At 68.9% G+C, this 20,367-nt stretch carries 17 protein-coding genes; 9 read left to right on the top strand and 8 right to left on the bottom strand.

All coding sequences use genetic code 11. The features are described from left to right. Positions 1 to 11: 11 nt before the first annotated feature. The 5 genes from PQ455_RS18655 to PQ455_RS18675 all read right to left on the bottom strand — a co-directional run bounded on the left by PQ455_RS18655 (position 12) and on the right by PQ455_RS18675 (position 5,683). Complete coding sequence (locus tag PQ455_RS18655) at positions 12 to 1,460, bottom strand: NAD-dependent succinate-semialdehyde dehydrogenase (RefSeq protein WP_273687961.1); 1,449 nt, start codon at positions 1,458 to 1,460, stop codon at positions 12 to 14. A gap of 79 nt (positions 1,461 to 1,539) precedes the next feature. Continuing rightward, positions 1,540 to 2,538, bottom strand: a complete 999-nt coding sequence (locus tag PQ455_RS18660) for an NAD(P)H-dependent flavin oxidoreductase (RefSeq protein WP_273687963.1) — start codon at positions 2,536 to 2,538, stop codon at positions 1,540 to 1,542. Beyond that, positions 2,538 to 3,698, bottom strand: a complete 1,161-nt coding sequence (locus PQ455_RS18665; protein ID WP_273687965.1) for an acetyl-CoA C-acetyltransferase — start codon at positions 3,696 to 3,698, stop codon at positions 2,538 to 2,540. Before PQ455_RS18665 ends, PQ455_RS18660 begins: the two co-directional genes overlap by 1 nt. Positions 3,699 to 3,702: 4 nt before the next feature. Then, on the bottom strand, positions 3,703 to 4,491 hold the full coding sequence (locus PQ455_RS18670; RefSeq protein ID WP_273687966.1) for an enoyl-CoA hydratase/isomerase family protein: 789 nt from the start codon (positions 4,489 to 4,491) through the stop codon (positions 3,703 to 3,705). A gap of 4 nt (positions 4,492 to 4,495) precedes the next feature. Continuing rightward, a complete protein-coding gene (locus PQ455_RS18675) occupies positions 4,496 to 5,683 on the bottom strand; it encodes an acetyl-CoA C-acyltransferase (protein ID WP_273687969.1) in 1,188 nt (395 codons plus the stop codon). A gap of 270 nt (positions 5,684 to 5,953) precedes the next feature. On the opposite strand from PQ455_RS18675, the gene PQ455_RS18680 reads away from it, so the two are divergent. Together PQ455_RS18680 and PQ455_RS18685 are read left to right on the top strand one after the other, a co-directional pair. Next, entirely contained in the window at positions 5,954 to 6,598 is a 645-nt protein-coding gene (locus PQ455_RS18680) for a TetR/AcrR family transcriptional regulator (RefSeq protein WP_273687971.1), read from the top strand. Between the two features lie 108 nt (positions 6,599 to 6,706). Continuing rightward, positions 6,707 to 7,549, top strand: a complete 843-nt coding sequence (locus PQ455_RS18685) for a TauD/TfdA dioxygenase family protein (RefSeq protein WP_273687972.1) — start codon at positions 6,707 to 6,709, stop codon at positions 7,547 to 7,549. Between the two features lie 18 nt (positions 7,550 to 7,567). Here PQ455_RS18685 and PQ455_RS18690 read toward each other — a convergent pair whose 3' ends face one another. Continuing rightward, positions 7,568 to 8,671 carry a helix-turn-helix transcriptional regulator gene (locus tag PQ455_RS18690; protein WP_273687973.1) on the bottom strand — a complete coding sequence of 368 codons (1,104 nt, stop codon included), beginning with the start codon at positions 8,669 to 8,671 and terminating at the stop codon, positions 7,568 to 7,570. Positions 8,672 to 8,783: 112 nt separating this feature from the next. Here PQ455_RS18690 and cofH point away from each other — a divergent pair, with 112 nt between their 5' ends. From cofH to PQ455_RS18715, 5 genes are read left to right on the top strand one after another with little or no spacing between them, the layout of a single operon-like run. Further along, positions 8,784 to 11,090, top strand: coding sequence for a 5-amino-6-(D-ribitylamino)uracil--L-tyrosine 4-hydroxyphenyl transferase CofH (gene cofH / locus PQ455_RS18695; RefSeq protein ID WP_273687977.1), 2,307 nt, complete (start codon positions 8,784 to 8,786; stop codon positions 11,088 to 11,090). A 44-nt stretch (positions 11,091 to 11,134) separates the two neighbouring features. Continuing rightward, on the top strand, positions 11,135 to 12,259 hold the full coding sequence (locus PQ455_RS18700) for an LLM class flavin-dependent oxidoreductase (protein WP_273687979.1): 1,125 nt from the start codon (positions 11,135 to 11,137) through the stop codon (positions 12,257 to 12,259). Further along, positions 12,256 to 13,449, top strand: a complete 1,194-nt coding sequence (locus PQ455_RS18705; RefSeq protein ID WP_273687980.1) for a sulfotransferase family protein — start codon at positions 12,256 to 12,258, stop codon at positions 13,447 to 13,449. Before PQ455_RS18700 ends, PQ455_RS18705 begins: the two co-directional genes overlap by 4 nt. Positions 13,450 to 13,454: 5 nt before the next feature. Further along, positions 13,455 to 14,267 (top strand): sugar phosphate isomerase/epimerase family protein, encoded by an 813-nt coding sequence (locus tag PQ455_RS18710; RefSeq protein WP_273687981.1) that lies wholly within the window; start codon positions 13,455 to 13,457, stop codon positions 14,265 to 14,267. 14 nt (positions 14,268 to 14,281) lie between these two features. Next, complete coding sequence (locus PQ455_RS18715) at positions 14,282 to 15,502, top strand: DUF1214 domain-containing protein (protein WP_273687983.1); 1,221 nt, start codon at positions 14,282 to 14,284, stop codon at positions 15,500 to 15,502. A 15-nt stretch (positions 15,503 to 15,517) separates the two neighbouring features. On the opposite strand, the gene PQ455_RS18720 is transcribed toward PQ455_RS18715, so the two are convergent. Beyond that, positions 15,518 to 16,516, bottom strand: a complete 999-nt coding sequence (locus tag PQ455_RS18720) for a zinc-dependent alcohol dehydrogenase family protein (RefSeq protein WP_273691451.1) — start codon at positions 16,514 to 16,516, stop codon at positions 15,518 to 15,520. Between the two features lie 38 nt (positions 16,517 to 16,554). Beyond that, on the bottom strand, positions 16,555 to 18,252 hold the full coding sequence (locus tag PQ455_RS18725) for an FAD-dependent oxidoreductase (protein ID WP_273687985.1): 1,698 nt from the start codon (positions 18,250 to 18,252) through the stop codon (positions 16,555 to 16,557). A 173-nt stretch (positions 18,253 to 18,425) separates the two neighbouring features. On the opposite strand from PQ455_RS18725, the gene npdG reads away from it, so the two are divergent. Together npdG and PQ455_RS18735 are read left to right on the top strand one after the other, a co-directional pair. Further along, positions 18,426 to 19,079: an NADPH-dependent F420 reductase gene (gene npdG / locus PQ455_RS18730; protein ID WP_273687987.1), complete on the top strand. Its 654-nt coding sequence runs from the start codon at positions 18,426 to 18,428 to the stop codon at positions 19,077 to 19,079. Positions 19,080 to 19,248: 169 nt separating this feature from the next. After that, a complete protein-coding gene (locus PQ455_RS18735) occupies positions 19,249 to 20,367 on the top strand; it encodes an acyltransferase family protein (protein WP_273687990.1) in 1,119 nt (372 codons plus the stop codon).

Genomic DNA, 20,367 nt, shown 5'->3' on the forward strand with positions numbered 1-20,367 from the left:
GACGGATTGGCTCAGATCCCCGCCATGCAGAGATATTTGATCTCGGTATAATCGTCGATGCCGTGGCGCGATCCTTCGCGGCCCATGCCGGATTCCTTGATGCCGCCGAAGGGCGCCACCTCGGTCGAGATCAGGCCGGTGTTGATGCCGACCATGCCGACCTCCAGCCCCTCGCCGACCCGCCACGCGCGGGAGAGGTCGCGGGTGTAGAAATAGCCGGCCAGGCCCACTTCGGTATCGTTGGCCAGCGCCAGCGCCTCCTCCTCGGTATCGAACAGGAACAGCGGGGCGAGCGGGCCGAAGGTTTCCTCGCGGGCCAGCAGCATGTCCGGCGTGGCGCCGGCCAGCACCGTCGGCTGGAAGAAGCTGTGGCCCAGTTCGTGGCGCTTGCCGCCGGCGACGATCGTGGCGCCCTTGGCGACGGCGTCGGCGATATGCTCCTCGATCTTGGCGACGGCGTTATTGTCGATCAGCGGCCCCTGCGTCACGCCGGCCTGCGTTCCCGGCCCCACCGCCAGTTTGGCGACGGCGGCGGCCAGCTTGGTCTGGAAGGCTTCGGCCACCTCGCGCTGGACGAGGATGCGGTTGACGCACACGCAGGTCTGCCCGCTGTTGCGGTATTTGGAGGCGATCGCGCCCTCCACCGCCGCGTCCAGATCGGCGTCGGCGAAGACGATGAAGGGGGCGTTGCCGCCCAATTCCATCGACAATTTCTTCATCGTCGGCGCGCATTGCGCCATCAGCGTCTTGCCCACCTCGGTCGATCCGGTGAAGCTCAGCTTGGCGACGGCGGGGTTGCTGGTGAGTTCGGCGCCGATCACGCGGGACGATCCGGTCAGCACGTTGAACACGCCCTTCGGAATCCCCGCCCGCTCGGCCAGCACCGCCAGCGCCAGCGCGGAGAGCGGCGTCTGCGTCGCGGGCTTCAGCACCATCGTGCAGCCCGAGGCGAGCGCCGGGGCGGCCTTGCGGGTGATCATCGCCGCCGGGAAATTCCACGGCGTGATCGCCGCCACCACGCCCACCGGCTGGCGGATCACGACGATGCGGCTGTCGAGCCGGTGCGCCGGGATCACCTCGCCGTAGACGCGCTTGGCCTCTTCGGCGAACCATTCGATGAAGGAGGCGGCATAGCCGATCTCGCCTTTGGCCTCGGCCAGCGGCTTGCCCTGCTCGCGGGTCAGGATCATCGCCAGATCGTCCTGATTTTCGATCATCAGATCGAACCAGCGGCGCAGGATGCGCGAGCGTTCGCCGGCCAGCTTCGCGCGCCACGCCGGCAGCGCGGCCTCTGCGGCGGCGATGGCGGCGCGCGTCTCGTCGGTGCCGTAATCGGGGATCGAGGCGAGGGTCTCGCCCGTCGCCGGATCGGTCACGGGCAGCGCGCCGTCGCCCCGCCATTCGCCTTCGATGTAGCATTGCGCGCGCAGCAGCGAGGGATCTCGAAGGGCAATCGTCACGGCAGTCACCTTTTGAACGGACGGGCTCAGCGGCCAGATGGGGTGGCGCGCGGCGGGATCAACCGCCGCGCGGCGCCGCTCAGGCCGCGACCGCGGCGGGCACGGGCAGGAAACCGGCGAGCCGCTCGGCGATCACCGCGCGCGCCTCGCCCATGATCCGGTCGAGCAGTTCCTGACAGCTCGGCACGTCGTGGATCAGCCCCTGGATCTGCCCCGCCCAGACGAGGCCCGCATCCAGATCGCCCGTCTCCAGCGCCTGCCGCCCGAGCGCCCCGCCGACGAGCGGGCGGATATCCTCGAACACCGCGCCCTCGCGGTTGGAGATTTCGACCACCCGGTCGGACACGCTGTTGCGCGCGACCCGGCCGGTGTTGTGGAAGCGGCGGAAGATCAGGTTCGTCGCCCGCTCGTCGTTGGCGACGAGGAACTGCTTCACATTGTCGTGGATCGGCGCTTCCCTGGTCGCGCAGAAGCGCGTGCCCATGTTGATGCCCTCGGCACCCAGCGCCAACGCCGCGACGAGGCCGCGACCGTCGCCGAAGCCGCCGCTGGCGATGATCGGGATCTTCACCTTGTCGGCGGTGGCGGGGATCAGCACGAGGCCGGGGATATCGTCCTCGCCCGGATGGCCGGCGCATTCGAAGCCGTCGATCGAGATCACGTCCACGCCCATCCGTTCGGCCGACAAAGCGTGGCGCACGGCGGTGCATTTGTGGAGTACGGTGATGCCATGCGCCTTGAAGTCGTCGACATGTTCCTGCGGCTTGTGGCCGGCGGTCTCGACGATCGTCACGCCGCTTTCGATGATCGCGCGGCGATATTCGGCATAGGGCGGCGGGCTGACCGAGGGCAGGATGGTGAGGTTCACGCCGAACGGCTTGTCGGTCATCGTCCGGCAGCGATCGATCTCGCGGCGCAGATCGTCGGGCGTCGGCTGGGTCAGCGCGGTCAGGATGCCGAGCCCGCCCGCGTTGGACACGGCCGAGGCGAGTTCGGCGCGGCCGACCCACATCATCCCGCCCTGCACGATCGGATATTCGATGCCGAGCAATTCGGTGAAGCGCGTGCGCAGGACCATTACAATGCCTCCAGGATCGTCACGTTGGCGATGCCGCCGCCCTCGCACATCGTCTGCAACCCATATCGCTTGCCGCGCGCCTTCAGCGCATGGATCAGGGTGGACATCAGCTTGGTGCCGCTGGCGCCCAGCGGGTGGCCGAGCGCGATGGCGCCGCCGTTGACGTTGAGCTTGGCCGGATCGGCGCCGATCCCCGCCAGCCACGCCAGCGGGATCGAGGCGAAGGCTTCGTTCACCTCGTACAGATCCATGTCGTCGATCGTCATGCCGGCGCGGGCGAGCGCCTTCCGGGTCGCCGGAATCGGCTCCTCCAGCATGATGACCGGGTCGCCCGCCGTGACCGTGAGGTTGACGATGCGCGCGAGCGGCGTGAGGCCATATTGCTTCAGCGCCCGCTCGGACACGATCAGCGCGGCCGATGCGCCGTCGCAGATCTGGCTGGCGTTGGCGGCGGAGATGACCCCGCCCTCCTGCAACAATTTGACCGAGGCGATGGCCTCGAGGGTGGCGCCGGCGCGGATGCCCTCGTCGGTATCGACCAGATGGCCCTCCACCGCGATCGGCACGATCTCGTTCTTGAAGGCGCCGGCGGCGGTGGCGGCGGCGGCCTTCAGGTGGCTGTCGAGCGCGTAGCGATCCAGCGTCTCGCGATCGAAGCCATATTTGCGCGCGATCGCCTCGGCACCCTCGAACTGGCTGAACGCCTCCACGCCATATTTCTTCTTGATCCGCTCGCTCCACGGGCCGGTGCCGACCCCTTCCTTTTCGTGGAGGAGGTAGTTGGAGAACATCGGCACGCGGGTCATATTCTCCGCGCCGGCCGCGATCACCACGTCCTGCGTGCCCGACATCACCGCCTGCGCCGCGAATTGCACGGCCTGTTGCGAGGAACCGCACTGGCGGTCGATAGTCACCGCCGGGCAGCTTTCCGGCAAGTTGGAGGCGAGCACCGCGCTGCGGCCGAAGGCGAAAGCCTGCTCGCCGGCCTGCGTGACGCAGCCCATGATGACATCCTCGACGATGGCGGGGTCGATGCCGGTGCGGTCGAGCAGGCCGTTGAGCACGTCGCCCGCCAGATCGGCCGGGTGGATGCCGGCGAACTGCCCCTTGCGCTTGCCCCCCGGAGAACGGACCGCTTCGACGATATAGGCTTCCGCCATGTCCCTAGACTCCTCTGAAATCGGGTGCGCGCTTGGCGAAGAAGGCGGCGAGGCCCTCGCGCGCCTCCCCCGTCGCCGCGATGGTCATCGAGCGGAGTTCGCGATCGAGCTGCGTCTCGAACCCGCTCTCGTAGCTTTCCTTGAGCAAAGCGCGGGCGGCGCCCAGCGCCGCCACCGGCGCGTCGGCCAGCTTGCGGGCCATCGCCTCGCCCTCATCCGCCAGCGCCTCGTCCTCGACGGTACGGGTGACGAGGCCGATCGCCTCGGCCTCCGCCGACGCGATGCGGCGGTTGGTCAGGATGATCTCCTGCGATTTTCGCAGCCCCACGAGGCGCGGCAGCAGCCAGCTCAGTCCACCGTCGGCGGTGAGGCCGATCGCGCCGTAGGCGGCAGTATAATGCGCCGCCCGGCCCGAGATCACGACATCGCCCAGCATGGCGAGGCTGAAGCCCGCGCCCGCCGCCGGGCCGTTGACCAGCACCAGCAGCGGCTTGGGCATCCGCGCCAGCCGGCTGATCGCGGCATGCAAAGTGGCGATCAGTTCGCTGAGCATCGCGGCGAGGCCATCGCCCGCCGTCCGCATCGCCGCCACGTCGCCGCCCGCGCAGAACAGCCGCCCCGCGCCGGTCAGCACGACGCAGCGGATGCCCGCGTCATTCTCGCAGGCGATGGCGGCCTTCAACAAAGCCTGCGCCATCGGCAGGTCGATCGCATTGCCCGCCTGCGGCCGGTTGAGCGTCAGCCACGCGACGCCGTCGGCCACCGAGACCAGCAGGGGGGCGTCGTCGGCCATGCGATCAGACCAGCTCGAACGCCATGGCGGTCGCCTCGCCGCCGCCGATGCACAGGCTGGCCACGCCGCGCTTGCCGCCCCGCCGCTCCAGCGCCGCCAGCAGGGTCGCGATGATGCGCGCGCCCGACGCGCCGATAGGATGGCCCAGCGCGGTCGCGCCGCCGTTCACGTTGATCTTGTCGTCGGGGATGCGCAGATCCTTGGCGGCGATCATCGCCACCACGGCGAACGCCTCGTTCACCTCGAACAGATCGACGTCGTCCACCGTCCAGCCGGCCTGATCCAGCACCTTCTGGATCGCGAAGACCGGCGCGGTGGTGAACAGCGCCGGCTCGTGCGCATGGCCGGCGGTGGCGACGACCTTCGCGACCTGCTTCAGCCCGAGCCGCTCCGCCACGCTCGCCCGCGTCATCACCAGCGCCGCCGCGCCGTCCGAGATGGAGGCCGAGCTGGCGGCGGTGATCGTGCCGTCCTTGGCGAAGGCGGGCTTCAGGTTCGGGATCTTTTCCGGCTTGGCGCCGCCCGGCTGCTCGTCGGTATCGATGGTCGCGGTGCCGCTGCGTGAGGAGACCTCGACGGGCACGATCTCGCCCGAAAAGGCGCCGCTGCCGATCGCCTCGCGGGCGCGCTCCAGCGAACGGATGGCATAGGCATCCTGCATGTCGCGGGTGAACTGATAGTGATCGGCGGTGTCCTGCGCGAAGGCGCCCATCGGCTTGCCGGGGGTGTAGGCGTCCTCCAGCCCGTCCATCATCATCGTGTCGATGATCCGGTCATGGCCGATGCGCGCGCCGCCGCGATGCTTGGGCAGCGCGTAGGGCGCGTTGGTCATGCTTTCCATGCCGCCCGCGATCGCCACGTCGACCGATCCGGCGGCCAGCGCATCCCACGCCATCATCGCCGCCTGCATGCCCGATCCGCACATCTTGTTCACTGTGGTCGCCTGCACCGACAGCGGCAGGCCGGCGGCCAGAGCCGCCTGCCGGGCGGGCGCCTGGCCCAGGCCGGCGGGCAGCACGCAGCCCATGTAGATGCGATCAACCGCCTCGGCCGGCACGCCGGCGCGCTCCACGGCGGCCTTCACCGCCGCCGCGCCCAGATCTGTCGCCTTCACCGACGAGAAGGCGCCCTGGAAGCCGCCCATCGGCGTCCGCGCGTAGCTGGCGATGATGATCGGGTCGGATTGGGTCATGGCGTTCCTCAAGCGGCAGGCGCGGCGATCGCGCGCGGGGTGGCGGAGACCGGAATTTCCCTCTGGCAGAGGCCGTCCGGTCGCGAAATCGAGGCGCGCCGAATATCGCCGGGGCGACAAATGGCGCCGTCTCGTGCGCGCATCCTACAGCGGATGGTGCCGTTTCGCGACCTGATCGACCGAATCATGAAACGCCTCGGTGAAAAACCTACTGGTGAGTAGATTGTATATCGATGGATTTCTGTCAATAGAAACGGACGAGGAGTTGCCGTGCCGAAATCCGTCGAAAATGCCGCCGCCGGCGATGTCTCGCCGTTCCGCTCGCCCGAACAGCGGGTGGCCGAGCGCGCGGCCAAGCGGGAAGCGGTGCTGCGCGCGGCGGTGCGGACCTTCAACGCGCGCGGCTTCCAGGCGGCCTCGCTCGACGATGTCGCCGCCCGCCTGAAGATCAGCAAGCCGACGATCTACCATTATCTGGGCAACAAGGAGCAGGTGCTGCTCGAATGCGTGACACGCGGGCTGGAGATCCTGCGCGGCGCCGCCACCAAAGCGCAGAGCGGGCAGGGCAGCGGGCTGGAACGGCTCACCCGCTTCCTGACGGCCTATGCCGAGGCGATCATGGACGATTTCGGCCGCTGCGTGATCCGCACCGCCGACGAGGCACTCTCGCCCGAGGGCGGCGCCAGATTCCGCGCGCTGAAAAGCGAGATCGATGCCGCGATGCGCGCCCTGATCGAGCAAGGCGTGGCGGACGGATCGATCGGGCCGGTCGACGTGAAGATGGCGGCCTTCACCCTGGCGGGCGCGCTCAACTGGCCGGCGCGCTGGCACGACAGCGGCGGGCCGATGCCGCCCGAGGCGATCGCGAAGGCGATGGTGGACGTACTGGTCCGGGGTCTCGCCCCGCGCCCCTGAGCCACCTGCGGCGCGATATCGCGGGGGCGAAAATTTCCGGACAGCTACAGGCCCGGCCGCCAGATTTGCTATACCGCCGGTTCAGAAAATCACCGGAGGGGTAGTTCCATGGGTGCCGTATTCGAACCGATCAAGCCGTACATCGGCTCGATCGTCCATGTCAGCAAGGACGAGATGTTCACCGAGGAGGTCGCGCGCCAGTGCCGCGAGATGCTCGACGAGCGCACCGTGCTGGTCTTTCCGCGCGCCAATCTCACCGATGCCGAACAGCTCGCCTTCACCGATCTGATGGGCGCGCGCGTCGATTTCACGACCCGCCAGAAGGCCAACCAGACGGCCGCCGAGGACGTCTATCAGGTCACGCTCGACAAGAAGATCAACCGCCAGCCCGAATATGTGCTGGGCACCTTCTTCTGGCACATGGATGGCATCACGGTGGACATGCCCCCGCCCAAGGCGAGCCTGCTCTCCGCGCGCAAGGTGGCGGCAAAGGGCGGCCAGACCGAATTCGCCAGCACGGCGGCGGCCTACGATCATCTGCCCGAGGCGGAAAAGGCCGAGCTGAAGGGCCTGCGCGCGGTGCACAGCGTCGCCGCCAGCCTCAGCCCGATCGCCGATGCCATTCCCGAGGAAGATCGCGAGCGGGTCACCTCGATCGGCCTCGTCAAGGAACATCCGATCGTGTGGCAGCGCGAGAGCGGCCGCACGACGATGGTGATCGGCACCACCGCCGATACGGTCGTCGGCATGCCTGTCGCCCACGGCCGCGCCCTTCTCCACCGCCTCACCGAATGGGCCGCCCAGCCCGATTTCTCCTACCGCCATCAGTGGGAGGAGGGCGACTTCGTCGTGTGGGACAATACCGCCGCGATGCACCGCGTGATCCCGTACGACGATACCGGCCGCATGATGCACCGCACCTCGGTCGCGGGCACCGAAGCCGTGAGCTGACGGGCCGCGCCGACGGCCTCAGGCGATCGTCAACACGCTGCGGTGGATGAAGCGCACCAGATCGGGCTGCCCGCGCGCGCCCGTCTTGGCGTAGATCTTCTTGGAATAGGATCGCGCGGTCTCGATCGTCAGGCCCAGGTCGTCCGCCGCCTCGGCGATCGTCATCCCCCGGCTCAGCGCCAGCGCCAGCCGCGCCTCGCTCGGCAACAGCTCGAACAGTTCGGCGAGTTGGTCGCAGCGATCGGCCGAGGACCAGCCGTCGCCATGGACATAGGCGATCACGGCGGGCGGCGTCGCGCTCGGCAGCGCACGGCGATGGGCGGGCACCAGCAGCATGTCCAGCCAGGGATCGCGGTTGAGGACGAGGGCGCGCGGCCGGCTCTGCGGCTCGCGCGCGATCGCCTTGATGGCGGCCACGATCTCGCGATCCAGTTCGCCGTCGCGCGCGGCCAGCCGCCCGCCGGCGCCGCGCTGGAACACGCCCGATTGCTCCAGCATCCGCCGCCCCTCGGCATCGCCGTCCAGTACGATCCCTTTGGCGTCCAGCGCCAGCCAGCCGAAGCTGAGCCGGCGAATGGCCTCGCTGGCCACCGCCGCGTTGAACCGCTCCTGCTCCAGCGCGACGAAACCACGCAGCGAGGCGCGCAGGAAGGGGGCGAGGCGGGCCATCAGCCGGTCGTCCTCGGCGCGGAACATGCCGGCCTTGCGTGACGCATTCAGCCAGATGTTCACCCCGCTCGGTTCCACCACACGCAGCAGCCGGCTGTCGTTCACCCCGCCCGGTGTCAGCAGGGTCTGGCGAAAGGCCTCGTGGGCCGGATCGTCGCCGTTGATGAAATCGCCCAGGCGGTAAACCCGGTCGGCGGTCAGCCGGTGATAGTCCACCGGATCGCTCTGATGCATGCTCTCCCGATAGAGCCGCTCGAGCAACGGGGAATAAGGTTCGCCGGAATACAGATGCACCAGCGACGGCCGCAACGGCGCCTGAGCGCGGAAGATCAGGCTGGCATAATCCGCGCCGAGCCGGGCGCGAAACAGATCGAGGAAGCCCTGCCACAGCGGCTCCTCGAACGGGCCGTCGAGCAGCGCCAGCGCCAGATCGGCCATGTCGTCATCGGCCATCGCGTCTCTCCATCCCCCCATTTGGGAGGTCCGTTGGGAGCGGTGGCTATGTCAGTTCGGAAACAGGCGCAATCGGGCTCCGGCCCGCCGACCGCCAGGGAGGAATGATATCGTGAAAGAGCTTAGCCGCCGCCTGTTGACGGCCCCGACATCGGCGCTGCTGGCCGAGGCGCGTGCCCGCCGCGACGGGCGCGGGCCGGCGCGGACCAGCTATTCGCGCAAGGTCTTCATCCCGCTCACCCAGCTCTGCGCCGACGTCTGCCATTATTGCACCTTCGCGAAGGCGCCGAGCCGGCTCGATGCGCCCTATCTGTCGGTCGAACAGGTGCTTCAGATCGCCCGCGAGGGCGCGGCGCGGGGCTGCAAGGAGGCGCTGTTCACCTTGGGCGACGCGCCCGAGCGCCGCTATCCCGCCGCCCGCGCCGCGCTCGACGCGCTCGGCTTCGCCAGCACGGTGGACTATCTCGCGCATGTCGCCGGTGTCGTCCTGAAGGAAACCGGGCTGCTGCCGCACATCAACGCCGGTATCCTGGGGGCGGAGGATTATGCCCGGCTGCGCGCCGTCTCGGCCTCGATGGGGCTGATGCTCGAGAGTGCGTCGGATCGGCTGTCCGAGCGCGGCGGCCCGCATTTCGGATCGCCCGACAAGCGCCCGGCGGTGCGGCTGGCCTCGCTCGCCGAGGCGGGCCGGATGGGCGTGCCGGTGACGAGCGGCATCCTGATCGGCATCGGCGAGACCGAGGAGGAGCGGCTCGACACGCTCTTCGCGCTGCGCGATCTCCACCGCGCGGGCGGCCATCTTCAGGAAGTGATCGTCCAGAATTTCCGCGCCAAGCCCGGCACGAAGATGGCCGACGCGCCCGAGCCGAGCGACGAGGATCTGTACCGCACGATCGCTTGGGCGCGGATCATCCTCGACGATGACGTGTCGGTACAGGCGCCGCCGAACCTGAACGACGGCCGGCTGACCGAATTGCTCGATGCCGGGATCGACGATTGGGGCGGCATTTCGCCGGTCACGATCGATCATGTGAATCCCGAGGCGCCGTGGCCGCATATCGACCGGCTCGCCCGCGTCTGCGCCGATGCCGGGCGGCCGCTGGTCGAGCGGCTGACGGTCTATCCCCGCTTCATCCAGGCGCCGGATCGCTGGCTGGATGCGAAGATGCGCGCGCCGGTCCTCAAGCTGGCCGATGCCGAGGGGCTGGCGCGCGAGGGCAGCTGGAGCCCCGGCACGACCCTGCCGGCGCCCGGCAGCCCGCGCCGCCCGCTCGGCGCCCCCGCGCTCGCCCGCCACCATGGCCTGTCGGAGATCCTCGCCAAGGCCGCGAACGCGACCGAATTGTCCGAAGCCGACATGGTCACCCTGTTCGCGGCGCGCGACGGCGCGGCCGAGGCGGTGGTCGCGGCGGCCGATGCGCTGCGCGCCGAGGTGCGCGGCGACACCGTCACCTACGTCATCAACCGCAACATCAACTACACCAACATCTGCACCTACGCGTGCGCCTTCTGCGCCTTCTCCAAGACGTCGATCAAGGCCGGCACGCGCGACAAGCCCTATGTGCTGACCGGCGAGGAGGTCGCCGGCCGCGCGGTCGAGGCATGGGCGGCGGGCGCCACCGAAGTCTGCCTCCAGGGCGGCATCCACCCCAGCTACACCGGCGACACCTATGCCGACATATTGGCGGCGGTGAAGCGCGCCCGGCCGGACATGCACGTCCATGCCTTCTCGCCCTTGGAGGTCAGCTCGGGCGCCGAGACCTTGGGCGTCAGCGTGCGCGACTATCTGCTGCGGCTGAAGGATGCCGGGCTCGGCTCGCTGCCCGGCACGGCGGCGGAAATCCTCGACGACGAGGTGCGCGCGCTGATCTGCCCGGACAAGCTCAGCACACAGGAATGGCTCGATGTCGTCCGCACCGCGCATCAGGTCGGCCTGCCGACCACCGCGACGATCATGTTCGGCCATCTCGATCAGCCCAAGCATTGGGCGCGCCACCTGCTCGCCATCCGCCGGCTCCAGCTGGAGACGGGCGGCTTCACCGAATTCGTGCCCTTGCCCTTCGTCCATATGGAGGCGCCGCTCTATCGCCGGGGGATGGCGCGCAAGGGGCCGACGTGGCGCGAGACGGTGCTGATGCACGCCGTCAGCCGGCTTGCGCTGCACGGCGCGATCGGATCGATCCAGTGCAGCTGGGTCAAGCTCGGGCTGGACGGCGCGGCGGCGATGCTGGCGGCCGGCTGCAACGATCTGGGCGGCGTGCTGATGAACGAGAGCATCAGCCGCGCCGCTGGCGCCGCCCACGGGCAGGAGGTCACCGCCGACGATCTGCGCGCCACCGCCGCCGCCGCCGGCCGCACCCTGCGCCGCCGCTCGACGCTCTATCGCCTCTACGACGAGGAACCGCAGCTTACCACCTGACACAAGCACAAGGGGCGCGAACGCCCCACCGAGGAGGGGATCATATGAGGGTTCAGCCCGCCGCCTTTTTGCGGACCACCTTGCCGCTCGACCTGTCGGTCCTGCCGGCGCTCGACAGCGGCCGATATCATTCGATCTGGCTGCCCGATCATATGGTCAGCTTCTGGCCGGATTCGATCTGGACCCCGGAATTCACCGATCTGGCGACGGCCTCGCCCTCGCCGCACCGCCATCTCGATGCGCTGGCGGTGGCGGGCGCCGCCGCCGCGCTGACCCAGAACGTGCCGATCGCGACCAGCGTGGTGGATACGGTGCGCCGCCACCCGGCGATGCTGGCGCAGACCGCGCTGACGCTCGATCACCTGTCGAAGGGGCGCTTCATCCTCGGCCTCGGCAGCGGCGAGGCGGAGAATACCGTCCCCTACGGCTTCGATTTCTCCAGGCCGGTCGGCCGGTTCGAGGAGGCGCTCAAGGTCATCCGCCTGCTGTGGGATAGCGACGGCCCGGTCGATTTCGCGGGGCAGTTCTTCACCCTCCACCACGCCCGGCTCGATACCGAATTGTATGACGGCCAATGCCCGCCGATCTGGATCGGCGCGGGCGGCCCCCGCATGCTGGAGATCACCGGCCGCTTCGCCGATGGCTGGTGGCCGGCGGGCGCCTGGTCGCCCGAGGATTATGCCGAGAAGCTGGGCGTGGTCCGCGCCGCCGCCGAGAAGGCCGGGCGGGATCCGATGGCGATCACCCCGGCCTTCATCCAGACCTGCCTGATCGGCGACGATGCCGAACTGGCGGAGATCACGGCCGCGCCGCTGGTCAAGGCGATCATCCTCCAGGTCTCGTCGGCCGAGCTGCGCCGCTACGGCCACGAACATCCCATGGGCGACGGCTGGCGCGGCTTCGTCGACATGGACCCCGGCGTGCTGACCCGCGAGCGGATCATCCGCTTCTGCGAACAGGTCACGCCCGAGATGCTCTTCGCCATCATCCCGCACGGCACGCCGAAGCAGATCGCCAAAATCGTGAAGGACTTCTGCGACGCCGGCCTGCGCGTGCCCAAGATCATGGATTATGGCGGCATGGCCGGCCTGAAATATGGCGCCCGCTCCGCCGCCAAGGTGCGCGAGGCGGAGGACGAACTGATGCGTCTGGTGGGGGATGCGGCATGAGCGGCGACGGGATCGAGCGGCTGGACGCGGAGGCGATCCTCGCGCGCGCCGAGGCGGAGACGGGCCTGTCGGATTATGGCGATCCCACGCTGCCCGCCCGCTTCGCGCAGGCGATCGACCATCTGAACGGCATCGGGCTGGACGCGGCGGGGCAGGCCAAGGCGGCCGAGGTCTGCCATTGGCTGCTCACCTCGCGGCTGGCGATGCTGGGCGATCGCATCCTCTATCCGATCGCCGACGAGGTGATCGACCGGCCGATGTTCGCCACCGGCGAGCCGCGATCGGGCACCACCCTGATGCACGCCCTGATGTCGGTCGATCCCGATGCGCGCGCGCTGCGCTTCTGGGAGGTGATGTATCCCTCGCCGCCGCCCGGCGTGGTCGCGGCGCAAGGGGAGGGGGACGATCCGCGCATCGCCCGCGCCGATGCCGACTGGCGCGAGATCAATCGCCAGATGCCCAAATGGCTGCACAGCCACCCCTATAACGACATGCTGGGCAACGGCCTGCCGGAAGACGAGCGCACCTGGGCGTTCGATTTCCGGGTGATGACGCCGACGGCCTGGTGGCGCGTGCCGATGCAGACCCTGGTGGGCGGCCTGCCGACCGACCCGGCGGCGCAATATCGCCTGCACAGGATGATGCTCCAGCAGCTGCAATACGGCCGGCCGGAGAAATATTGGGTGCTGAAGGGCTTCCACGGTCTCCGGCTCGACGCCTTCTTCGATTCCTATCCCGATGCGACCCTGGTCTATCTCCACCGCGATCCGGTGCAGGTGGCGGCCTCGCGCACGATGATGATGGCCGATATCCTCGACGGCATCGTCGGTCCGATCGACCTGAAGGAAGCGGCGAAGCTGCATCTGGCGATGACCCGCGCCAGCATCGCCAACACCATGACCAACCCGCTGATCCACGATCCGCGCATCCACCATGTCCGCTACACCGATTTCGTCGCCGATCCGGTGGGCACGATCCGCGACTATTACGCCTTCGCTGGTCGCACGCTGAGCCCGCAGGCCGAGGCGGCGATGCGCGACTATCTCGCGAACAATCGCGGCGATCGCTACGGCAAGTTCCAATACTCCACGTCCCTGCTCACCGACATCGGCGAGGATATCGCCGCGCTCCACGCCGAATTCGCGCCCTTCCGCGAACGCTTCGGGGTCGAGATCGAGAAGCGCGGCTGATCGCGATGCATCCCCGCCTGTCGGTCCACAGCATCTGCTTCCCCGGCGCCGGGGTGGAGGAATTGTTCGGCCACTGGCGGGCGCTGGGCGCCGGGCGGGTGAGCTTTTCGACCGGGCAGCTGGAGGGCCATGCCCCGGCCGATCTGCGCGCGGCGCTGGCGGCGGGCGGCCATGCGGTCGAGACGGTCACCCACGTCTTCGCGCCCGGCCCGCTAAGCGGCGAGGCGGGCGCCATCGCCGCCGATCGCGCGCGGCTGACGCAGGCGATCGACCTCGCCGCCGCGATCGGCGCGCGATCGATCTACATGCTGACCGGCGGGCGCGGCCAGCGGACATGGGAGGAGGCTGCCGCTTTGTTCGCCGAGGCGGTCGCCCCCTGCCTGCCGCGGGCGCGCGACGCCGGGATCGCGTTGGCGATCGAGAATACCACGCCCTTCTTCGCCCACGGCCATCTCGGCAACACGCTGCGCGACACGATCACGCTGGCCGAACTCGCCGGCATCGGCGTCTGCATCGATTATTTCGCCTGCTGGGCGGAGGCGGACATCCCCGGCCAGATCGCCCGCGCCATGCCGCGGCTCGCGCTGGTGCAGGTCAGCGATTACGTCCTCGGCGACCGTTCCTTGCCGTGTCGCGCGGTGCCGGGCGACGGGGCGATCCCGTGGCGTCAGGTGCTGCGCTGGCTGCTGGCGGCGGGCTATGCCGGCGCCTTCGATCTCGAACTGCTCGGCCCGCGCATCGATGCCGAGGGGCATGAGGCCGCCGCCGCCCGCGCCGCCGGGGTGATCGGCGCGCTGCTCGCCGATCTCGGCGCCTGACAGGAGAGACGGACATGGCTTTCGGTGACGGCCCCGACGATGCGGCGCTCGACACGGCCTGGGGCGATTTCTGCGACCGGCTCAAGGCGGCCGGCCGCCATGCCTTCAAGGATCACAATCCGGCCGATCCGCTCCAGCGTGCCGATGCCTTCCGCTTCCTCACCCAGAATCTGGGGCAGGCGTTCGATCTCGCGCTGGAGACGAGGGACACGCGCTTTCCGCTGCTCCACGATTTCTGCAACCCTACCCGCAAGCTGGGCGGGGACTGCGCCGATTTCACCTATGTGCAGGCGTGGGTCGATGGCCATTCGGTCTATCGCATCACCGGCAATCGCGGCACGGCGCGCTTCGTGAACTTCACCGTGCAGGGGCCGCGCCCCGTGCGGCTCGCCAGCGGCGCGCCGCCGCTCCACGATCCGTTCGGCGACGTGCCCGAGGCGAACCTGTTCGGCCATCAGCTCAAGACCAATTGGGACGGCGGGTTCGAGCTGTTCATCGGTGGCGAGCGGCAGGGTCAGAACTGGCTGCCCACCACCCCCGGCACCCGCAAGCTCTTCCTGCGCCAAGGCTTCGATCGCTTCGACGAGCGGCCGGCGACGATGCGGATCGAGCGGGTCGGCATGGAAGGTCCGCGCCCGCTGCCCACCCCCGCCGACATGATCGGCGCGTTCGACTGGGCTGGCGATTTCGTCAGCAACATCATGGCCGAATGGCCCGACTGGTCCTTCGCCAACGGCGGGGTCGATGCCACCCGGCCCAATGCCTTCCCGGTCCTGATCGACACCGGGGAGGACAGGAAGCGCGGCCGCGCCGCTACAGCGATGCACTGGGTGCTGGCGCCGGACGAGGCGCTGATCGTCGAGTTCGACGCGCACGACGGCCTCTGGATGTTCACCAACGGCGGCGTGTTCATGAACAGCATGGATTTCCTCTACCGTCCGGTCAGCACCACCCCCAGCCGCACGGCGGTCGACGCAGATGGCCGCATCCGCCTGATCCTCGCGCACGAGGACCCCGGTTTCGCCAACTGGATCGACACGCAGGGCTTCACGCGCGGCAACCTCACCTACCGCCACATGCTGGAAGGCGCGCCCGTGCCGCTCGCCACCCGGCTGGTGAAACGCGCCAACCTCGCCGCCGCCCTCCCCGCCGACAGCGCCACCGTCACCCCCGCCGAACGGCTGGAACGGATGCGCGCGCGGTTCGACGGGATACGGCAGCGATACGGGCTTTAACGCCCGGCCGGAGGGTCAGATGTCGAGGCAGATATTCCCGACGTGACCGCCGCCCTGGAGATGGCGCAGCGCGTCGGGCAGGCGCGCCAGCGGAAAGCGGCTGTCGATCACCGGTCTGATGGTGTTGGCCTCGATCGCGGCCACCATGTCGATCTGGTCGCGCCGGCTGCCGACCGTTACGCCCTGCAAGCGCAGGCGCTTGGCCTGCACGATGGCGAAGGGGATGACGTCGATGTCGAACCCGCCGACCGCGCCTATGATCGCGACATGGCCGCCCGTCCGCGCGGCGATCAGCGATTGCGGCAAGGTGTGCGGACCGCCGACTTCGATCACATGATCCGCGCCGCGTCCGTTCGTCAGCGCGACAACCGCCTCGCCCCATTTTTCGACACGCTTGTAGTTGATGACGTGATCGGCACCCAGCGCCCTGAGCCGTGCGAGTTTCTCGTCGGAAGAGGAGGTGGCGATCACGGTCGCCCCGGCGGCCCTGGCGAATTGCAGGGCGAACAGCGATACGCCACCGGTGCCTTGAATCAGCACCGTCGCGCCGGGCTTGACCTGACCGTCGGTAACGACCGCGCGCCATGCCGTAAGGCCGGCGCATGGCAACGTGGCGCTTTCGGCATGGTCGAGATTGGCCGGCGCGCGGGTGAAGTGGCTCGCGGGGCGGGTGACGAATTCACAGGCGAAACCGTCGCGTGGTCCACCGGGGCTTTCGGTAAGACGGGCGCGATCGATGGCGCCGTCGATCCATGTCGGATGGAACAGGCTGACGACATGATCGCCTACCGCATGATCCGTCACGCCCATGCCGACCGCGATTACCTCGCCGGCGCCGTCCGACAATGGGATCAGGCCCTCTGCTACAGGAAAGAGGCCCCTCGCCACGAGCGCGTCGCGAAAGTTGATCGAGGCGCCACGCATTCGCACCCCGATCTCACCGGGGCCGGGTGGGGATGCCTCGCCCGTCTCCGCCCGGATCGTATCCGGCGCCGCCGATGGATAGACGCGCATGACGTTCACGATCAATCCTTCCGCCAGCGGTCGTCGAATCACGCCGCGATCGAGCCTGCCGCCACATTGTCGGCGCCCGCCGCATGTTTCGCGGCGACGAAGCCCCAGGTGAAGGATGGCCCTACGCTCGATCCCGCGCCGGGATAGGCGCCACCCATCACCGACGCGGTCGAGATGCCGGTGGCGTAGAGTCCCTCGATCGGCGAGCCGTCCTCGCGCAGCACGCGGGCGTCGGTGTCGGTGACGACGCCGCCATAGGTGCCGACGTCGCCGGGCACGACCGGCAGCGCGTAGAAAGGCCCCTTCTCGATCGAGCCGAGCGTCGCCGACGAGGGATTGTAGGGGTCACCCAGCCAGCGATCATAGGCGCGCTCGCCGCGATGGAAATCCGCGTCGCGGCCGGCGGCGACGAAGCCGTTGAAGCGATCGACCGTGGCGGTCAGCGTCGCGGGGTCCGCACCGATCTTGTCGGCCAGCGCCGCCACCGTAGCGCCGGTCTTCATGAAGCCGGCGGCGATCCAGACCTTCACTTTCCACCCGGCGACGATGCCGTTGGCGAGGCCATATTTGGCGAGATACTGGCTGTCGAACACCGCCCAGCTGTGCACCGCCGGCACCGTCCGGTTCCGCTCCAGCATCGCCTTGCAATAGGCCATGTAGGAGCCGCCCTCGTTCATGTAGCGGCTGCCGCCCTGATCGACGAGGATGACGTGCGGGGCGGCAGTGACCGACTGCATCGAGGGGGTGATCGGTGCATCCTCGCTGCCCGGCGGGGTCATCGTCTGGTAGCCGACCATCTCGCCCATCTGGGCGACGGCGGCGCCGTGGCGCATCATCTCCTCGATCATCTCGCCGGTGTCGCCCTTGGTCACGACCGTCCACCTGGCCTGCGTGCCCGGCTGATAGGTGTCGCGCATCCGCTGGTTGTGGGCGAAGCCGCCGGCGTTGACGAGCACGCCGCTGCGCGCGCCCACGCGCCACGGCCGGCCATCCTTCTCGATGACCACGCCGGTCACCCGGCCGTCCTCGACGATCAATTCCTTCACAGGTGCCTGGGTGCGGATATCCACCCCCGCCTTCAGCGAGGCCTCCAGCATCCGCCCCTGCAGTGCCGCCCCGGCCGAAACCCAGCGTTGCCCGCGCAGCCTGGCCACGATCGTCCTGAGCCCGATCTTCAGGATCATCGCCCGCCCCTTCCAGCTCTGCTTCAGCGTGCGGATCTTGAGCGCGTCGTCGAGCAGCACGGGCATCGGCAGGAAGCCCGGCTGCAACTTCTCGCGCCAGGCGCCCAGCCGGTTGGTGTCGAACGGCTTGGCGATCACGGTGCGGCCGGCTTCCGATCCGCCGGGGCGGTCGTCGTAATAATCGGGCCAATAAGGCACGCGATCCATGTCGAGGCCCTGCTGGACGAGGAACTCCACCATCCGCGGTGCCTGGCGCAGATAGGCCCGGCGGCGCGCGCGCGACGCGCCCGGCATCGCGTCGTCATCGCCGACCACGGCATCGAGATAGCGATCCGCCTCCTCGAAACTGTCGGCCACGCCGTCGCGCTTCATGAAGGGGTTGTTGGGGATCCACATCACCCCGCCCGATCGCGCGGTAGTGCCGCCGACATATTCGGTCTTTTCGAGGATCAGCACCGATCGGCCGAGCGAGCGCATCATGAGCGCCGCGCACATCGATCCGCCGCCGCTGCCCGCCACCACGAAATCGAACGTCTCGTCGAAATCGGCCATATCCATCCTCGTCCCCGGCATTGCGACGAAGGGTACAGGACAGGGCGGGGGGCTTCGACCCGGCGGCCGCACTCAGCGGTGGGGCGATACTTGCCGCGCGGCATTTGCGCGACCGGGCCGGCCGGTGCGATGGCCGCAATCCAGTCGAGGATATGGTCAAGGGGAACGGAGTGATGGCCAAGGTCGCAGTCGTCGGGGGCACGGGGCATCTGGGCAATGCCATCGCCAAGCGGCTGGTGAAGGCCGGCCATGAAGTGACGATCGGCTCACGCTCGGCCGACTCCGCCGAGGCCGCCGCGCGCGAACTCGGGGAAAGCGTGGACTTCGGCGCCAATGCCGATGTCGCCGCCGGCCAGGATTTCGTCCTCGTCGCGGTGCCCTACAGCGCGCATGCCTCCACCCTGGCCGACATCCGCGACGCGGTGGGCGGGGCGATCGTGATCGACACCACGGTGCCGCTCGTGCCGCCCAAGGTGATGCGCGTGCAGCTGCCGGCGGCGGGATCGGCGGCGATGGAGGCGCGCGACCATCTCGGGCCGGAGGTGAAGCTGGTGTCGGCCTTCCACAATGTCGCCGCGCACCGGCTGGCGACCGGCGAGGATGTCGATTGCGACGTGCTGGTGTTCGGCGACGATATCGAGGCGCGTGGCGCCACGGTCGATCTGATCTGCGGCATCGGCATGCGCGGCCTGGCCGCCGGCGCGCTGTGCAATTCGGCGGCGGCCGAGGCGCTGACCTCGATCCTGATCTTCCTGAACAAGACCTACGCCGCCGACGGCGCCGGCATCCGCTTTACCGGCCTGACGAAAGCGCCGCCGATCGGGTGATCGGTCGCACTCGCCTCGCGCCATTTTTGTTGCGCGCCGTCGCCCTTTTGCCGCAGTGCAGAATCGGGCGACGAATGGGCGGTGTCGCCGCAACGGGGGGCATCCGGTGGGGGTCGAGCAAGGGGTAGCCGTCGCGCGTCGGTTCTGGGTGGCCGATGCGATCCGCAGCATGCATCGCCGCGAACCACTGCGCGAGCGCACCGTGGCCGATCGGCCCCTGCTCGATACGATCCGCTGGATGTCCGCCGCGCTGGTCGCGATCGGCCATGCGATGGGGCTGATCTTCACGCGCAACATGGCCGGCCCCAGCCGGCTCGACCCGCTCGACTTCCTCGGCGATCTGCGCGGCCCGGCGGTGATCTTCTTCTTCGTCATCAGCGGTTATCTGGTCGGCGGCGGCGTTCTCGAACGGGCGCAGGGCTTCCGCTGGAAATCCTATGCCATCGCCCGCTTCTCGCGCATCTACATCGTCCTGATCCCGGCGATCCTGCTGATCTGCCTGCTCGACGGCGCGGCCCACTGGATCGATCCGGCGAGCCCGCTCTACGCGGGCGTCTGGCCCTCGGGCGTGCTGGGCACCGAGCCGATCGATACGCGCTATGTCCCGATCAACTGGGTGGCGACCTTCCTGTCGCTCGGGGGCCTCCTCGCCGCCCCCGTCGGCACCGGCAATGCCCTCTGGTCGCTGGGCTATGAATGGGTCTTCTATTTCGTCTTTCCGCTGCTGGTGCTGCCGCTGGCGCGTTTCCGCTCGCTGCTCCTGCCGCTGATCCCCATCGTCGCGGTGCTGGCACTGCTGGTGGCTTGCGGCCGCGCGATCGATGCCAGCTTCTTCGCGATGTGGATCGCTGGCGCTTACGCGCGCGTCCTCAACGATCATGCGGACGTGCCGCGCTGGCTCGGCTGGGCCGGCGTTTTGATCGCCATGGTCGCCCTGATCGCGTCGCAATTTCTGAAACCCAATCCCTGCTTCCTGACCCTGGCGTTTGGCTTCGCCCTCTATCTCAGCCGGCGCCCGGCCGGCGAACGCGGCCTGTCGCGGCGTTTCGATCGTCCCCTCGCCGACATCTCCTACTCGCTCTACGTCACCCACTTTCCTCTCATCATCTTTCTGGGCTTCCTGCTGCATCGCGCGGGGTATCTGCCGACGGCCGGGCTGGGCGTCGGTGTCCTGTCGCTGGCGATGCTCGCCGGGATGACGGTCGCGTCCTTCGCACTGGCATGGCTGTTCGGCCGGCTGTTCGAACAGCGCACCGACAGCTTGCGCAAATGGCTCAGCGGCCTCTGA

The sequence above is a fragment of the Sphingomonas naphthae genome (assembly GCF_028607085.1).
Taxonomy (GTDB): Bacteria; Pseudomonadota; Alphaproteobacteria; order Sphingomonadales; family Sphingomonadaceae; genus Sphingomonas_Q; species Sphingomonas_Q naphthae.

Excerpts from the sequence above, each read along its gene's own strand:
- PQ455_RS18660 (WP_273687963.1), bottom strand. The coding sequence starts at position 2,538 with ATGGTCCTGCGCACGCGCTTCACCGAATTGCTCGGCATCGAATATCCG.
- PQ455_RS18665 (WP_273687965.1), bottom strand. The coding sequence starts at position 3,698 with ATGGCGGAAGCCTATATCGTCGAAGCGGTCCGTTCTCCGGGGGGCAAG.
- PQ455_RS18670 (WP_273687966.1), bottom strand. The coding sequence starts at position 4,491 with ATGGCCGACGACGCCCCCCTGCTGGTCTCGGTGGCCGACGGCGTCGCG.
- PQ455_RS18675 (WP_273687969.1), bottom strand. The coding sequence starts at position 5,683 with ATGACCCAATCCGACCCGATCATCATCGCCAGCTACGCGCGGACGCCG.
- PQ455_RS18685 (WP_273687972.1), top strand. The coding sequence starts at position 6,707 with ATGGGTGCCGTATTCGAACCGATCAAGCCGTACATCGGCTCGATCGTC.
- PQ455_RS18690 (WP_273687973.1), bottom strand. The coding sequence starts at position 8,671 with ATGGCCGATGACGACATGGCCGATCTGGCGCTGGCGCTGCTCGACGGC.
- PQ455_RS18700 (WP_273687979.1), top strand. The coding sequence starts at position 11,135 with ATGAGGGTTCAGCCCGCCGCCTTTTTGCGGACCACCTTGCCGCTCGAC.
- PQ455_RS18705 (WP_273687980.1), top strand. The coding sequence starts at position 12,256 with ATGAGCGGCGACGGGATCGAGCGGCTGGACGCGGAGGCGATCCTCGCG.
- PQ455_RS18710 (WP_273687981.1), top strand. The coding sequence starts at position 13,455 with ATGCATCCCCGCCTGTCGGTCCACAGCATCTGCTTCCCCGGCGCCGGG.
- PQ455_RS18715 (WP_273687983.1), top strand. The coding sequence starts at position 14,282 with ATGGCTTTCGGTGACGGCCCCGACGATGCGGCGCTCGACACGGCCTGG.
- PQ455_RS18720 (WP_273691451.1), bottom strand. The coding sequence starts at position 16,516 with ATGCGCGTCTATCCATCGGCGGCGCCGGATACGATCCGGGCGGAGACG.
- PQ455_RS18725 (WP_273687985.1), bottom strand. The coding sequence starts at position 18,252 with ATGGCCGATTTCGACGAGACGTTCGATTTCGTGGTGGCGGGCAGCGGC.
- npdG (WP_273687987.1), top strand. The coding sequence starts at position 18,426 with ATGGCCAAGGTCGCAGTCGTCGGGGGCACGGGGCATCTGGGCAATGCC.
- PQ455_RS18735 (WP_273687990.1), top strand. The coding sequence starts at position 19,249 with ATGCATCGCCGCGAACCACTGCGCGAGCGCACCGTGGCCGATCGGCCC.